The organism is [Bacillus] selenitireducens MLS10 (genome assembly GCF_000093085.1).
Taxonomy (GTDB): domain Bacteria; phylum Bacillota; class Bacilli; order Bacillales; family Salisediminibacteriaceae; genus Salisediminibacterium; species Salisediminibacterium selenitireducens.
Genome location: NC_014219.1, coordinates 245,395 through 261,303 on the forward strand (window position 1 = coordinate 245,395; position 15,909 = coordinate 261,303).

The following is a 15,909-nucleotide window of genomic DNA, read 5'->3' on the forward strand; positions in this document are numbered from 1 at the left end:
GCTTCGAATATTCATGAATTATTCTCAGAAAAGCCCGTTATGACAGGTTATAATGGAGGTGAGATATATTTTATAAAGTGTTAAAGGCAACTGAAAACAGCATAGATCATAAAAGGGGGAGGCGCTGCTTTATGATGGGTTTGAGCCGGAATGACCAACGAGGATTGACCCTCATTGAACTGTTGGCGGTCATTGTGATAGTGGGGATTTTGGCGGCGATTGCGGTGCCGGCGGTGAACAACGTAATTGAGAACAGTCGAAAAGATGCTCACTTGGCAACTGCAGAGGCGATTTATGAGGCTTCTAGACTTGCTGTAATTGACCGGCAAATAAACGCAGGTGACACAGATACTACAGCTTATGTTTTTTACACGGGTACTTCATCGAAACTTAATGAGTTCTTGGGAGGCGGAGAGAATGGAATCCGGAGAGTGAACCTTGTTGAAGACGGGTATCTCGACAGTCATCCAATCAATCCGCATACGAGAGAGCCATATCAGTATACGGTTTTACTGCGTGCGGGGAATCAGTCATACATCCAGTTGACATACGGTGACGGAAATACAGAAAAAGTGTTCCGACTTCCGGAACCAAGTAGTGCTCTGGATGTATTTATTCATGTTCCGTCTGAAACGGTCCGATACAGAACGGCAACTTTTCGGCACCACCGGGCTGTCTCGATCGACAAGTTGAGAAGAGAAGGTCGTGATAACGTTAAGTCGGGCTCAGAGATGCGTTAAGGGATGCATACAAGGGCAAGAACGTCCAGAGGAAGCTGATTATGTGATTTTTCGTATGTGAAACCCGGTCTCAGGTCTGATACGAACAGCGCCTCATTTTCTTTTTATGATGATGTCAAATGATCAAAATGAAGGAACGGCTGATGGATTTCGCACTATATGCAGAAACCGATGAAGCGTCATCTCAGCCTTTGCGGCTGCCTTGGAAAATCGGATATTCGGCATGCTGTTATGGAGAAGCGCCCGGGTTTCCTCATCGTTGCTTCTGCAATCGCGGGACAGTGGGATCGTCCGCATTACAGGCGTCCTGATTGTTGTTCTGGCAGGGTTGTGGATCAGAGAAGAAGGAAGCAAACAAAAGCTCATGACGACTGAATTTAAGATTTAGTGACGCCCTTCCGGAAATTTTCGGAGAGGGTTTTTCTTTGAACTGACGTTCGCTGACAGTATCTGTCCTATCCGCCGTTACCATTGCAGATGAACCAAAATAAAGAGGAGGCATCAGCCATGAAGAAAATGCTCGCGACAGCCGCAGCGATCCTGTTCGTATTTGCGGCATGCTCGAATGACGGCACTGGTACTGTTGAAGAAGATGCGACGAATGAAGCGGTGGTAAACGACAATCAGAACCATGCAAATGCCAACAACGACGAGACAGATGAGGAGGAAGAGGTGCCGGAAGCAGTGGACGATGAGCTCCAGGCCATCCTGGATCATTTCGAGGGAGACGGTTTTGATGTTGGTGAGCAAGCGTTCAAGGCCTATGAGATGGTCGGTGCGGTCGATGGTTTTGGCGTGGATGTCAATGGGGAAGAAATTGAATTATATCTATATGATGAGGGATCAGAGGAGCTTGAAGAATTAAGGTCAGAAGGACAGTTTGACATGGACGGTTTCCCGATCCCCGGTGAAGTCAACGGGAACATCGCATTAATGAGCCATGAGGAGCACCCGGATCAGTCGGAGATCCTATCAACGTTTCATGATTTTTGAATGTTGGACAAAACCAGTGATTTGATGAAGAAGAGCACCCGATCCACATTCTGGTGGATCGGGTGTTTGTCTATGATGTGTCGTGGCGCGAGCTCGAAAGAGCGATTGATCAGAACGATTGGCAAACAGCCCTGCAAAACCAAAAAGGTGTCTATCTGATTACCGATGACCGTACCGGTAAGCGTTATGTCGGATCAGCCTACGGAGAAGACATGCTTCTTGGCAGGTGGCGCAGCTATATCAGAACCGGACACAGTGGCAACAAAGGGTTAAAGCCGCTGGATTTTGCATACATCCAGTCTCATTTTCGCTATGCGATCCTCGACATCCATAAGGCGACGACCGATGATGCGGTGATTATCCGAAGAGAGCATCACTGGATGAAGGTGCTTCTGACGAAAGATCAGCGGTTTGGCTATAATCATTAAGGGTTTCAAAGACGTGTGAAAACCAGCGATGGAGAGGGGCGAACCTTCTTCTCGCTGGTTTTTTTGACGGTCAGGTTGACATTCTTCCACCGTCAGGTTTTCCATGTCCGTCCCTTCTTGTTTTGTTCGCCTGAAAAATAATTGCCGTGAACTGGTGTTCGCTGACAGAATCTGTCCTTCATCTTCTTATCATGAAGACAGGAAGTCAGAGATCGATTGGGAGAGGAGAGGTGGAGGAATCAGTCATCGCTATTTAAGCGACTGTCATGTCAGGGTTCATTACACATTCAGGAGGCGGTTTGTATGCACGTATCATTGAAGAGCACGAACGGGGTCATCAAGCAGTCAAAAGTCGGGTTCAGCTGGACGGTCTTTTTCTTTGCCTTTTTCCCGCCGCTGTTCCGGTGCGATATCAAATGGGCGGCGGTCATCTTCGTCAGTGCCATTCTCGTCGGTTTGGCCAGTGGGGGGGTTCTTGCGTGGCTGCCATCGGTGGTGCTGGCGTTTATCATCACTAGGCAAGAAGACTCCATCTGATTCGCGATACGGGCGAAGCCCAGCGATTCAGGTAGAGATGAATTGCCATCAGTCTTACGACTGATAGTTGTTTTGAATGGAAGAACGAGCGTTCGAAAATATATCTAGCTTCTATTTTTGTTAAATAATATAATAAGTGGTATAAAAATAAAAAAATAAAATCAATTCAAAGTCGGCAAAGGAGGTGACACAAATGGCTAGGAAAAAACCGGTTAAAGTGTTACGCAAGAAAAAGAAAACAGCCAATGTCCAACGCTTCACCCAAAAACAGAACATTGGTCGCAGCACCCTTAGCGCTAGAGAGTTTCGACTTCTGCAACGCATGTCTCATAGTTCCAAGGCTTTGCGAAATGTAGGCTTATATACGATTAAACAAAAGTATTTAAACGAAAACAAAATGGCAACAACAAAAGAAATAGACAGCGCAATGAAGGCCGATATGAACTATTGGGGCATTCAATCCAACTCCGTACAAGCGGTTCGAAGAACCTTGCTCAGCGAAGTAAAGAGCTTCTTCGAAGCGTTAAAGAAGTGGAAAGAAAACCCTGAAGGCTTCACAGGTCGTCCGAAATTTCCAAATTATTCTTGTTCCACGGCTAAACGCGTCATCGAAATCTATCAAGTCCCCAAAGTGGATAAGGATGGATATTGGAACATTCCAATGAACGCTGATTTCAGGAAACGTTTTGGCCCCTTGAAGTTGCGAATGCCGAAGAATTTGATGGATAAAAAGATTTCTTACATTGAAATCGTACCAAAGCAAAACGGTCGGTTCTTTGAGGCTCATTATGTATATGAAGTTCCAGTGTCTCAAATGAAGAAACAAAAAACGACAACAAAAGCTTTGAGTTGCGATTTAGGTGTAGATTATCTTCTCAGTTGTGCAACAAATCAAGGAGACACCTTTTTGGTTAACGGAAAGAGGTTAAAATCCATCAACCAGTACTTTAATAAAGAGATAAGTCGATTAAAACAAAAAAACATCGAAAACGGCTTGTCGAAACGTATCGTGACGAATCAAATGGCTTCTCTGTGGTGTAAGCGAAATCTCCAAATTGATGGCTACCTTTCACAAACCGTAGGTTTGTTGTTCAAACAGATAAAACAACTGAATATCGATACTGTGGTAATCGGTTATAATGCCGGTTGGAAGCAAGAATCGCATCTAGGGAAGAAAAACAATCAAGAGTTCGTACAAATTCCTTTCCGCAGATTGATTTCGGCTATCGAGAATAAGTGTCTCAAGGAAGGCATCCGTTTCGTTAAGCAAGAAGAGAGTTACACGTCTAAATCCAGTTTTCTGGATAATGACGATATTCCGGTTTGGATAAAAGGCGACGACACAAGATATTCCTTTAGCGGGAAACGCCTATATCGGGGATTCTATCGCTCTGAAAACGGACAATGTATCCACGCCGACATTAATGCAGCATTAAATATCCTTCGGAAATCTCAAGTAGTCGAATGGGATGAAAAAACACAAATAAAAACGCCTATGATAATGGACGTTCAAAAACGTAAAGCTGTTGCTTAGCGCATAGCCTAGTGGGTGCGTCAATCATCCATGTGTACTCAACTTTTGTTGGGGCTTGTAGCACACGCCAGTTATATGCTGAGTGGTGGTTTCTTCCGTAAGGAAGAACTGCTCTTCTTCGGAAGGGTGGTGCAAGTGGGAAAACGATAGTTCGTCGCCATTACCAACCAAAAACAGTGATTTGAGAAGAACCGTGCAGAGCGTCAACCTATGCAAGAAAAGACCTGCATGACTAACTCAAGCCCCCACTGAAACGATTTACCTCAGTGGGGGTCCATTGACCTATAATAAGCTTTACATTCAGGATCTGATCCGTGACGGCTTTCAGCCCGCGGATGACACATCGAGGGATATTTTGCGATCAAAAGGGATTATCGGCTGACGGCATAAGGGTTGAAAGATACGAAAACAATCGAAAAGGAGATGGGGAACGATGATGAAGGACTGTGGATTCGGGTTCAAACAGAAGGGGCTTGCAGGTTTGATCGTGGCATTCATGATGGCGCTCATCATGACAGGCTGCGTCAATGAGGCATCAGAGGCGACGGACGGTGATGTGAATGATGCGGTCAACGAAGAGGAGAATGCTGCGGAGGAAACGGTCGGGGAGGAACCATCTGAAAATGAAACGGCGCAGGAAGAGGAAGCGCCAGCGGAGGATGACGGAACCGAAGAGGAAGAAGCGGATCCGGACGTTCCGAGGGAGTATCTCTCTGCACTGAACAAGGCCAATGACTACCTGGCCTTCTCGGCAATGTCGGAGAGCGGTCTCTACAATCAGCTGACAAGTGAATACGGTGAACAGTTCTCAGCGGAAGCGGCGGACTATGCGATGGCCAACATCGACGTGGACTGGAACGAACAGGCGCTGAAATCCGCAGAGAGCTACAACAGCTATTCCCCGTTCTCAAAGAAAGGCCTCTTCGATCAGCTGACGAGCGAATACGGGGAAGGCTTCACCGACGAACAGGCCCAGTACGCCATTGACAACGTCGACATCGATTACAAAGAGAATGCCCTTCGTTCGGCGGAAAGCTATCAGGACCTCATGGACATGTCCCCGAGTGCGATCCATGACCAGCTGACGAGTGAGTATGGGGAAGGCTATACGCAGGAAGAGGCCGACTATGCCCTTCAAAACTTGAGTAACTGACGGTGCCCGGAAGGGAGTGAAAAGAGACTGTCAAACCGCTAAGGACCCTTTAACCGGGTGTTTAGCGGTTTTCGCTATGCTGTCTCTTGGTTAGGACAGATGATCTGATTGGTGGTTTGCCGGGGAGGTGGTGTAAGATGAAAGGAGCAACTGATCCCGAAGAAAGCAGGAGGCTTCTGTCATGAGCGAAACCAATGAATCCTTATTCCGCCCTTACATGAAACGCCTGGCCGGCACATATACCCTCTCATTCGGTGAATCGGTCCTAGAACTGATGTATCCGTTCGCCATCGGCCTGGCCATCAACGGGCTGTTGGACGGGCAGGGTGTCGTGAGTCTCGTTCCCCTGATTGCCATTTGGCTCTCCCAGACGGTGTTCAGTGCCGTGTATGAAATGACGTCGGCACGGGTCGTGGCCCGGATGTATCGGGAGCTCGCAGATCAACTGATCATAAAGCCGGAGGGAACGAAGCAGGATGACAGCCAGGTGACAGCCCGGGTAGAGATGGTGAACGAAGTGAGTGAGTCGTTCACCGATGTGGTGCCCGGGCTCATCAACGGTGTTGTCGGCATCGTCGTCTCGGCAGTGATGCTGTTTGTGTATGATCTGTACGCAGGCCTGGTTGCTTTAGGTCTGATCGGAATCAATGCGCTGATTCAGTGGCGGTTCGGCATCCGGGCGATGGACCTCAGTGAGAAAATCAATACAAGAAGAGAAGGCCAGGTCAATATCATCAAGGCGAGAAAGCCGGCGAGTGTGAGGAAACACTTCAAATCCCTGACGAAACTCAATGTGCGGTTCAGTGATACGGAAGCCGGCACATGGGCCGTGGCAGACGTGGTCTCTCTCGGGGCGCTCGCAGCGATCCTGATGATCATCGCCGGCACCGGCGCGTTTGATGCGGGCACGATTTTTGCGATGGTGACGTATTTGATGACGTTGACGGATTCCCTTGAAGAAGGACCGATCTTAATCGAAGAAGGGGCGCATTTTCTCGATGTGTCGTCACGGTTGAATGAGAAAGTGTGAAGGGGGCGCTTTGAAGGATGATCCGGTTCAGTCCCCGATGTTTTTCCGGCCGAGCCGCAGGGAACGGGAATTATATGTGGAACACTCCCTGGACGGAGTGATCTTCAGGCAGGCCTCTGGAAGGCTCATGAGTGACCGCTGGATCAAACGATTCTGCTCGCGGTGAAACCCGGTCCGCCCTTTTTTCGTCATACACGGTAAGGATCATCATACCGGATTTACAGGAGGGTTCGATTTGAAAATGTTGAGTCTCTCACCGGCTGTGTTCATTCCCGGTGCCACGTTTAATCAGTTCAGTGCCATGCCGTGGTTCATTCAGCTCGTGTTCCTGATTGTCATCGGTGTCCTGGTCTTCCGTGCCGTCCGTTGGCTTGCGGAGTGGCTGTCGAACAACCGGCAGCCTGTGGAGACGACGATTGCGAAGGTCGTCTCGAAGCGGGAGCACCAGACCAGGCAGTCGAGAGGAGCCGGCAATCAGGGCATTGGATTATCCAGGACGAGAACGCGTTATTTTGTCACCTTTGAGATGGAGACAGGCGAGCGGACGGAGTTCAAGGTGAGCGGCAATGAATACGGCATGCTCACAGAAGGGGACTCCGGTCAGCTGACACATCAGGGCACCCGCTATCACGGGTTCCAGCGTGCGGGCACGACGTGACGGAACAGGCTGCTTCGGCGGCCTGTTTCTGTTTTCGGGCGTCATATTGCCTGCAACTTCAGCCGCCTCTGTTGTATAAGGTGCACAAAAATGCGCAGAGCCTTCTGATACGCATAGGATCAGGGGGCAGAGCGTGCTATACTGAGGCTATGTAAACGATTCCGCGGAGACGTGCTGTTCAATGCGAAACCGGTTTCGTTAATCGATTGTACAGGGGAGGAGAACCGTTTCATGCACTTGGAGAATGAACGATTAAAGATAGAGGTGCAGCCACCGGGTACCTTTTACAGCGGAGCCCGCTTTGACTGGACCGGCCTGATCAGTCAGGTGACCCTGGACGGGACTGTTCAGTACTGCGTACCGGAACGATTGGAAGAAGGCGAAGGAACCGGTGGACACGGTTTCTGTAATGAATTCGGACTCGATCAGCCGGTGGGCTATGAAGAAACCGCACCGGGGCAACGGTTTCCGAAGATCGGCACGGGTCTGTTGAAAAAAGAAGCGGATACGGCCTATGATATCTTCCATCCGTATGAGGTGGTGCCTGCGTCGATGAAGGTGATTAAAGAAGACGATGCGGTTATCTTTGAAGTGAGTCAGGAGAGCCCCGGTGGCTATGCCTATCACCTGACGAAAACGGTGCGGCTTGAAGGGACCCGTCTCATTCAGGCCTATACGCTTCTTAATACCGGGCAAAAACCGCTCCAAACCAATGAATATTCCCATAACTTTATCGGGATGAACGATACGCTTTATAACGGCAGCTATGAATTGACCATTCCGGGGCTTGAGTCCCTCGACGTAGTTGTTGGCGAACTCTCGCAGCAAGGTGAGACGGTCACCTGGCCCGTCACGCCGACGGACGATGTGTATGCAGGGCTCACCTTGGGTACCGGCGTCAGGGATCGGACGTACCACTGGGATCTCTATCACAGGGGACTGAAGGCAGGCGTTCGGGACCTCTCACCGTTCACACCGTCAAAGATGGCACTCTGGGGCCGGGCGCATGTCGCCTGTCCGGAAGTGTTTATCGATCTGAGGATTGAACCTGGGGAGCGTGCGTCCTGGGAGCGGGTGTATGAGTTTTACCGCGAAGAGGCGGAGTAACAGGAAGACATAGTATTGATCATGCCGGAACGGACCGGCTGAGGGTGCGCATCCATAACGGGTGCGTGCTTTTTTTAGTAGGCTCCGGCCCTGTTCATCTTCTGTTCACGTTCACCCTGTATGATCGGTGTATCAACGAAATGGAGGAATGGTTATGGGTTTGGCATTCAAGGAAATCAAGCGGAGTAAAATGAAATTCACGATTCTCGGGTCGATCATCTTTCTGATCAGTTTTTTGACGTTTATCATCTCCGGGCTCGCAAACGGGCTCGCGTACGACAACGTCTCACTGATCAAGGATCTGCCGGACGGGACGTACTATATGACCGAGGAGGCGGACGGGAACGCGGCGATGTCGGAAATCGGCGAGGACCTCGAGGCGTCGGTCCTCGCTGATCATGACGGGGCATTTACGATGGCGACGCAGAACGGGGCACTTCGGGATGAGGATGACGTGCGGCATAATGTGGTCTTTGCGAGTTCGTCGGATGAGGAGCGGTTCGGGGCATTGGAAGAAGGCGACGTGCTTCTCGATGAATCGATGAAGGAAGACGTGCAGGCCGGGGACAGCCTGACGGTCGATCAGCTCGATCTGACGCTCACAGTGGCCGGATTTCTCGATGAGACGAAGTATAATCACGCAGCTGTGGCGTGGGTGAAGCGGGCGGACTACGAGACGATCACGCGGTCAGAGGCGATGCAGTTCCTCTTGATTCCCGGGGACGATGCGCCAACGATCAGCGGTCTCGATCGGTTCACGGCAGATGAGTTTCTGAATGCGATTCCGAGCTACAGTGCCGAACAGCTGTCATTGACGATGATCGTCTGGTTTCTCGTTGCCATCAGCGGTCTGTTGTTTGCGATTTTCTTCTATATGATGAACGTGCAGAAGATCGGTCTGTACGGGATCTTAAAGGCAATTGGCGTGAAGACGTCGACACTCTTTGGCATGATGTGGCTTCAGATGCTGATCATCACACTGCTTTCGCTTACTGCGGCTGCGTTACTCAGCCAGCTGTTTCAGTTTGCCGTGGAGGGGCTTCCGTTTCTGTTAGCGGTGGATCAGATCCTTGAACTGTCGGTGATCTTTCTTGTCATCGGTTTTCTCGGGGCAACAGCATCAGGCATACAGATCAGGTACATTCAACCGCTTCAGGCGATTCAACAAGGAGAGATGGCATAATGGCTATGTTTACGATGGAAGGCATCACAAAAGAGATTCAGAACGGCGAGGTGCAGGAGTCGTTGTTAAAAGGTGTTTCATTGACACTCAAAGAGGGGGAGGTGACGGCCCTCACCGGTGCGTCCGGCTCCGGAAAGAGCACGCTTCTGACGATTGCGGCCGGGCTTCAGCCGGCTTCAGAAGGAACGATCCACTTCAACGGTGAGCGGGTCTCAACGATGAGTCAGGAAGAGCTCCGCGCACTGAGGGCCTCATCTTTCGGCTTCGTCTTTCAATCGGCGCATCTGGTGCCGTTTCTGAACGTGGCAGATCAGCTTGCGCTCATGCTGAAGGTGTCAGGTACGAAGATGAAGCGGATTGAGCGGGACGACCGGGTGGAGGAGCTGCTTAAGGCCGTTGGCATGACGCACCGGAAAAAGGCCTATCCGGCGTCACTTTCCGGCGGGGAGAAGCAGCGGGTCGCCATTGCCCGGGCAGTCATTCACCAGCCGAAAGTGCTCTTCGCCGATGAACCGACGGCGAGTCTTGATTCGGTGAAATCAAATGAGGTCATGACGCTGATCCGAAATCTGACGAAAGACGGGCAGATTACGACGTTGATGGTGACTCACGATCAGGAAATGCTGTCGTATGCAGACCGGATCGTGACGATGAAAGACGGCATAATATAACGAGACCCGCATACCCCGGGGAAACTTGGGGCATGCGGGTCTTTTATTGTCTGAGAGAGGCCCCGGTCGAAAATTGATTGACAGCGCTATCATCCTGTGCTATTCTTCCACTAATTAAAGACAATTAAAAGACATTGTCTCAAAAGGGGTGGTTGTATGGAATTGGATGTGGTTTCAGGGGTTATGCGGGCAATCTTTTTCACGTTCATCTTAATCAGCGTATTTTTGCTTATCGGGGCCTATTTGCGGGCGAAGGTGAAAATCATTCAGAATCTGTTTTTGCCTGCTTCGGTTGTTGGGGGACTGCTGGGGCTGATCTTAGGTCCGATTGTATTGCGGGATTACGCTGTGCTTCCGATTCCGGACGACTGGCTGATGATTGCCTCATTATTACCGGGGCTATTGATTGTCCCGGTTGTGGCTTCAGTACCCTTAGGGCTAAAGATGAAACAGACTAAGAGTTCTGAAGAAGGCGGAAGTGGTTCAAATGGTTCGAGAGCGATCGTAATCATGTTTTTGATCCTTGGTATTATTGCGTATGCGCAGACGTTTTACAGTTTATCAGTAGCGAGTGTGTTTAAGAATGTCTTTTCAATGGAAGGCATTTATCCCACTTTCGGAACGGAATTATCTGCTGGGTTTACCGGAGGTCATGGGACGGCCGGTGTTATTGGCAGTCTGCTTCAGTCCATGGATCAGCCTTACTGGAATACAGCCCAGGGTGTGACGACTACAGTTGCAACAGTCGGAATTATCAGTGGTATTCTGATTGGTATTTTGTTTATTAATATAGCCGTGCGAAAAGGGTTTACGACGTTTGTTCAATCAGGCAGCGATATGCAAGGCGGGATTCGCACAGGTTTAAATGCGGATGAAGCATCCCAGGAAAGTGCCGGTCATGAAACAACCAACTCCTCTTCGATCGATTCGATGGGCTTTCACTTGGCATTAATCCTCATGGTCAGCGGTCTTGCATTTGGAATCCGCTATGTTTTTGATGTGAACAATGTGTTGATTTTGAATATGATTCCTGAGTGGGCGTATGCGATTCTTTTGATGTACGGGGTATGGGGAATCATGATCAAAATGAAGTTGGACTGGATTGTCGATGTCAAGACAAAGACGAAGATTGCGTCGACATTTACCGAATATGCAGTGGTCGCAGCGATTATCAGTTTGCCGATTCAAGCGGTCTTTGCTTTGATTCTTCCGCTTTCGATTATATTGATTGGCGGGTTGGCGATTACGGTGCTTCTCGCGTATTTTCTTTCGAAACGTTACTTCAAAGAATACTGGTTTGAGAAGAGCATGGCTATTCTCGGGACGAATACGGGTGTGTTTCTCACTGGCCTGCTCTTACTGAAGATGGTGGATCCGGATTTGAAGTCCCCGGTGCTGCGTGACTATTCGATCTCTTACTCGTTGAACAGTCTGATCGGGTTTGTACTGTTTCCATTGGCTTTCGGATTTCTTATTGCATACGGCTACACCAGTGCAATTCTCCTGTACGGCTCATTGGGGATGTTGTTTGTTATTGGATTGATTATCGTTGGAAAAAAAGATAAACAGGAGGTACAGAGCATATGAACGGATATACAGCATGGATTAACAATCACTTTCAGGAGAAGGGTGAACGCTGGACAGAAGTCAGCGATCATATCTGGGCGAATCCGGAAACAAGGTTTCGGGAAACAAGTTCTTCTGAGTATTTGATCGCACAGCTGGAAAAGGCCGGCTTCACGGTAGATCGCTCGGTGGCGGGAATGGAGACGGCTTTTGTCGGTGAGACGGGAACCGGTGGTCCGGTATTGGCGTTCCTTGGTGAATTTGATGCCCTGCCCGGTTTAAGTCAGCGGGCTGATGTGGCCGTGCAGGAAGCGGTTGATCAAGACGGAAATGGACACGGATGCGGCCATCATCTTCTCGGCACATCGGCTCTTGCGGCTGCGGTGGCAATGAAGGAATATCTGGAGGAAACAGGCCAGCAGGGCACAGTCCGCTACTACGGCTGTCCCGCTGAAGAAGGCGGTTCCGGAAAGACGTTCATGGTCAGAGAGGGCCTCTTTGATGATGTGGATGCTGCATTCACTTGGCACCCGGCGTCCATTACGGGTGTGTGGAGTTTCAGCACGCTTGCGAATGTGCAGGCAACGTTTCGCTTTAAGGGGAAAAGTGCACACGCTGCTGCTGCGCCGCACTTGGGACGGAGTGCACTTGATGCCGTTGAGCTGATGAATGTGGGAGTTAATTATTTACGTGAACACATCGTTGATGATGCAAGGATCCATTATGCCATCACATCGACTGGTGGTCACTCACCGAACGTCGTTCAGGCGGAAGCGGAAGTCGTGCATCTGATCAGAGCGCCGCTTGTTAATGACGCAAACGAGATCTTCGACCGTGTCAGAGATGTGGCAAAAGGGGCTGCCCTCATGACCGGTACGAGTGTGGAAGTCCTGATTGACAAGGGGTGTTCAAACTACATTCCGAATCATGCACTTGGACAAAAGATGGGGGACGTGATTCAACAGTTTGGTGCGCCGCCATTCAGTGAAGAGGAGAAAAAACAGGCTGCCGTCTTTCAGGAAGCTCTTTCTCCGCAAGAAATCGAAGGAGAAAGGCGCTTACTCGCTCCCTTTTCATTCGCTTTAAATGAACCGTTGTCAACGATCCCGATTCCCTATACAAAAACGGATAAGATTCTTCCGGGCTCTACAGATGTTGGTGACGTCAGCTGGGTTACACCAACCGTTCAGGCAGTTGGAGCGTGTTTTGCAGTGGGAACCCCGCTGCATACTTGGCAGCTGGTCGCCCAGGGCAAGTCTGCTTATGCACATAAAGGCATGATTCATGTGGCGAAAATTCTCGCCGGAACAGCGATTGCAACTCTCGAAGATCCGGAACTGCTTCTGGATGCGCAAGAAGAACTTCGGGCGTTCAAGGATGGTAAAGCATATGAAAGTCCGATTCCGAAGGAAGTCCACGTAGGGGATATTGTATCAAGACTGGGTTAATCAGCACTCTTTTCTTTTCTGTCGAAAGTGCGTTATGATGAGTAAAACAAAGAGGAAAAAGAGGGTGCGCTTATGGTGATTGGTGTTTACATTCCAAGAAGAAATTCAGGAAAAATTGAAGAGTGGCTGTCCGGCTACCATCAATACACCTTTGATTTTTATTACTATGAGAGCCTTGATGAACTGGAAAGTTATTTTAAAGACCATCATACCCGCTATGATGGTCATTTCTTCAGTGGGTACCTGGGCTATCGGGTCATTGAGGATCGCGTCGGGGCGTTTACTGAGCCGGTCACCTATTTGACGATCACAGAGGCTGATTTTTTCAAGCGAATGTTTGAAATGGTGATTGATCACCCTTCAATGGATCTGAAAAAGGTACTGATCGATTTTCATCTTGAGAATGAGAAAATCGCCGCTTATTTGCAAGCCATGCCGGCTGACATACGGCCGGAACTGCTTGATGAACGGGAAGTGACCGTCAATGATAATATTTATGAACGAATCTTTATGAAACATAAAGCCCTGCACGACAATGGCTTGATCGATTGGTCCTTTACCCGATTCGCCAATCTGGCTGCGCGCTTTGATCAGGAAGGGTATCCCTATGTGTATTTCGATATTGCAAGGGAGCGTGTCCATGAAGCATTGATTGACCTGACGACCGAGATCCGTCTGATGAAGATGAAAGAAAATCGCATCGTTCTTGGCTGTCTGAAATTGGGGCTTCAAGATGAAGAAAAACTGGAAATGAGAGCGCTCCATGTTCAGTCTTTGCTTCTTGAGTATGCCATGACGATGCAAAATCGACTCGTCATTCGTAAAAACGGAAAGGTGTTTGAGATTACGACCGATTACAAAACACTGTTGGACGTGACAGACCATTTCAAAGGCTGTGCACTGATCCGGCATTTATCCGGCTATATCGATGAACAGGTCAGTCTTGGCTGGGGAATCGGTTCTTCGATCATTCAGGCGAGGGCGAATTCGTCTGAGGCCTGTGCATTTGCGGGCAATCATCCAGCGAGTGCCACTTACATCAAAGAGCATGAAGGACAGATTATTGGTCCGCTTCTGCCCGGTTCGCATGGAATGGATGTGAATCAACCGGCGTATTATCACCCTGAGAAGGTCAATGAGCTGCAGGAACGCTTTGAGATGACGAGAGACAAGGTAAATAAAGTAATTGTGGCATTCGAACGGATTGGCGAAAGACAAGTATCGAGTGAAGCATTTGCGGAGGCGCTTAACTTGACCGTTCGGAGTGCGAATCGGATATTAAAAGAAGCCGCTGAAAAAGGTTTTGTTTCTGTTGTTGTCGATACAGATTCCGGGCTTCAAGGAAGGCCTAAGAAGCGATACGAACTGAACCGCGAATTTTTTAAAAACAAAGGAAAATAGAGGGGTAGAACATGGAAAAAACAGAAGCCTATTTTATGAAACAAGCGATTGATCTGGCGAAACGGGCCAGGGAAGAAGGAAATGAACCGTTTGGAGCAATTTTGGTAAAAGACGGCGAGGTGGTCATGCGTGGGGCAAATCATATTCACAGTGGTTCTGACCCAACGTTCCATGCTGAACTTGGTCTGATCAGAGCTTATTGCTCGGCATATCAAGTTTCTGATTTGAGTGAGTATACGCTTTATACGAGCTGTGAGCCGTGTGTCATGTGTTCAGGAGCGATGGTCTGGGCGAATCTCGGTAAGGTTGTGTATAGCGTCTCGCATGATCAGTTGGCAGAAATAGCTGGAGGTAATATAATGATTGCCTGCAGAGACGTGTTCCAAAAAAGCCCAAACCGTCCCGAAGTTGAAGGCCCAATTTGCCCTGAGGAGGGTCTTCAGGTGTTTGAGGGTTACCGTTTTGGCTGAAACGACGAATGATCATTCTAGACATGACCCGCCTGCTCAAGTTCAACTTGAGCCAGGCGGGTCTGTTTTTTTGATCCCGATGGGAATAGTTAACGTCGTTACATGACTCTCATATACGGGTTACTACCGTTTGGAGAGTAGCGTTTTATCTGCGCCCAAAGCCCGTGCAACCGGCGTTGCAACCGCCAGTTGCGCGATAGTTGGTCGCGTGCAACCGCCAAGATCGGTATAATAAGTGTCAGCTAATCAGGAAAGGGAGTCAGAGGCAATGGCACTTGGAACAACGATCAGTCAGAGAAGAAAAGAATTGAATCTCTCGCAGGCCTTTGTGGCGGAAGAGATGGGGGTAAGCAGGCAGGCCGTTTCAAAATGGGAGACCGGGCAATCGGTCCCTTCGACGGCGCATCTCATCCGGCTTGCGGAGGTACTTGGGTGTGACGTGCAGGATCTCGCGGAGCCGGATCAGGAAGCGCAGCCCGCTCAGCCCGCTGAGGAAAGCGGAAGTAAGAAGGATATCCGCATGCAGCTCGCTGCGGTGTTTGGGCGGGTTTTGATGCTCGTCGGATTTCTCGGGTATATGGGCGCGGTCTCCGATCCGGGGGACCACGGGTCAATGCCGCTCTGGTTCTTTAACAGCTGGTGGCTCGGTCATTTTGCCGTCGGGGCGGGATTGACAGTCATTGGCACGAGGGATTATTACTACCGGAAAGGCGGTCCGAAATCGGTGATCGGGTGGGATCTCCTCTTTGTGGGGGCGTTTCTCTTTTACGGGTTCTCTCCGTTTGGTGAGGGCGTGACGACGCTGGTCACCATGGTGATGGGCGCGACGGCGCTTATCATGATGAATATCCGTTACTTTATACCGGTTTGGCGAAGGGACAGAGCGCCATCCGGATCCTGACTAAATGGAAAAAAGGAAGCGTATGGAACCTGAACGTATCCGATACGTACAGAGAGTGGCAGGTGTATCAGGCAAAAAAGGAGTGAGCA

The 15,909-nt window shown here is 49.6% G+C and carries 17 protein-coding genes; all 17 read left to right on the forward strand.

All coding sequences use genetic code 11. The features are described from left to right. Window positions 1–131 precede the first annotated feature (131 nt). The 17 genes from BSEL_RS18265 to BSEL_RS01340 all read left to right on the forward strand — a co-directional run bounded on the left by BSEL_RS18265 (window position 132) and on the right by BSEL_RS01340 (window position 15,820). Window positions 132–740 carry a pilin gene (locus tag BSEL_RS18265; RefSeq protein ID WP_013171208.1) on the forward strand — a complete coding sequence of 203 codons (609 nt, stop codon included), beginning with the start codon at window positions 132–134 and terminating at the stop codon, window positions 738–740. 223 nt (window positions 741–963) lie between these two features. After that, window positions 964–1,128 carry a hypothetical protein gene (locus BSEL_RS17705; protein WP_155522680.1) on the forward strand — a complete coding sequence of 55 codons (165 nt, stop codon included), beginning with the start codon at window positions 964–966 and terminating at the stop codon, window positions 1,126–1,128. A 119-nt stretch (window positions 1,129–1,247) separates the two neighbouring features. Beyond that, window positions 1,248–1,733: a hypothetical protein gene (locus BSEL_RS01270; protein ID WP_013171209.1), complete on the forward strand. Its 486-nt coding sequence runs from the start codon at window positions 1,248–1,250 to the stop codon at window positions 1,731–1,733. A gap of 62 nt (window positions 1,734–1,795) precedes the next feature. Continuing rightward, the gene (locus BSEL_RS01275; protein ID WP_049773488.1) at window positions 1,796–2,161 is read left to right on the forward strand and encodes a GIY-YIG nuclease family protein; all 366 of its coding nucleotides are present in this window, start codon (window positions 1,796–1,798) and stop codon (window positions 2,159–2,161) included. 303 nt (window positions 2,162–2,464) lie between these two features. Further along, window positions 2,465–2,698 carry a hypothetical protein gene (locus tag BSEL_RS01280; RefSeq protein WP_013171210.1) on the forward strand — a complete coding sequence of 78 codons (234 nt, stop codon included), beginning with the start codon at window positions 2,465–2,467 and terminating at the stop codon, window positions 2,696–2,698. A gap of 193 nt (window positions 2,699–2,891) precedes the next feature. Beyond that, window positions 2,892–4,232 carry an RNA-guided endonuclease InsQ/TnpB family protein gene (locus BSEL_RS01285; RefSeq protein WP_013171211.1) on the forward strand — a complete coding sequence of 447 codons (1,341 nt, stop codon included), beginning with the start codon at window positions 2,892–2,894 and terminating at the stop codon, window positions 4,230–4,232. Between the two features lie 433 nt (window positions 4,233–4,665). Continuing rightward, a complete protein-coding gene (locus BSEL_RS01290; protein WP_013171212.1) occupies window positions 4,666–5,385 on the forward strand; it encodes an Ltp family lipoprotein in 720 nt (239 codons plus the stop codon). Between the two features lie 181 nt (window positions 5,386–5,566). Next, a complete protein-coding gene (locus tag BSEL_RS01295; RefSeq protein ID WP_013171213.1) occupies window positions 5,567–6,415 on the forward strand; it encodes an ABC transporter six-transmembrane domain-containing protein in 849 nt (282 codons plus the stop codon). A gap of 241 nt (window positions 6,416–6,656) precedes the next feature. After that, window positions 6,657–7,073: a DUF2500 domain-containing protein gene (locus BSEL_RS01300; protein WP_049773706.1), complete on the forward strand. Its 417-nt coding sequence runs from the start codon at window positions 6,657–6,659 to the stop codon at window positions 7,071–7,073. A gap of 231 nt (window positions 7,074–7,304) precedes the next feature. Continuing rightward, window positions 7,305–8,180, forward strand: a complete 876-nt coding sequence (locus tag BSEL_RS01305) for a hypothetical protein (protein ID WP_013171215.1) — start codon at window positions 7,305–7,307, stop codon at window positions 8,178–8,180. Between the two features lie 154 nt (window positions 8,181–8,334). Continuing rightward, window positions 8,335–9,363 (forward strand): FtsX-like permease family protein, encoded by a 1,029-nt coding sequence (locus BSEL_RS01310; RefSeq protein ID WP_013171216.1) that lies wholly within the window; start codon window positions 8,335–8,337, stop codon window positions 9,361–9,363. Next, window positions 9,363–10,034 (forward strand): ABC transporter ATP-binding protein, encoded by a 672-nt coding sequence (locus BSEL_RS01315; protein ID WP_013171217.1) that lies wholly within the window; start codon window positions 9,363–9,365, stop codon window positions 10,032–10,034. The genes BSEL_RS01310 and BSEL_RS01315 overlap by 1 nt, the downstream gene beginning before the upstream one ends. 156 nt (window positions 10,035–10,190) lie before the next feature. Further along, window positions 10,191–11,621: a sodium/glutamate symporter gene (locus BSEL_RS01320; RefSeq protein WP_013171218.1), complete on the forward strand. Its 1,431-nt coding sequence runs from the start codon at window positions 10,191–10,193 to the stop codon at window positions 11,619–11,621. Then, window positions 11,618–13,048, forward strand: a complete 1,431-nt coding sequence (locus BSEL_RS01325; RefSeq protein WP_013171219.1) for a M20 family metallopeptidase — start codon at window positions 11,618–11,620, stop codon at window positions 13,046–13,048. The genes BSEL_RS01320 and BSEL_RS01325 overlap by 4 nt, the downstream gene beginning before the upstream one ends. A gap of 72 nt (window positions 13,049–13,120) precedes the next feature. Continuing rightward, window positions 13,121–14,449 carry a hypothetical protein gene (locus BSEL_RS01330; RefSeq protein ID WP_013171220.1) on the forward strand — a complete coding sequence of 443 codons (1,329 nt, stop codon included), beginning with the start codon at window positions 13,121–13,123 and terminating at the stop codon, window positions 14,447–14,449. A gap of 11 nt (window positions 14,450–14,460) precedes the next feature. Then, window positions 14,461–14,919: a nucleoside deaminase gene (locus BSEL_RS01335; protein WP_013171221.1), complete on the forward strand. Its 459-nt coding sequence runs from the start codon at window positions 14,461–14,463 to the stop codon at window positions 14,917–14,919. Between the two features lie 268 nt (window positions 14,920–15,187). Beyond that, window positions 15,188–15,820 (forward strand): helix-turn-helix domain-containing protein, encoded by a 633-nt coding sequence (locus BSEL_RS01340; RefSeq protein ID WP_013171222.1) that lies wholly within the window; start codon window positions 15,188–15,190, stop codon window positions 15,818–15,820. The last annotated feature ends 89 nt before the right edge of the window (window positions 15,821–15,909 follow it).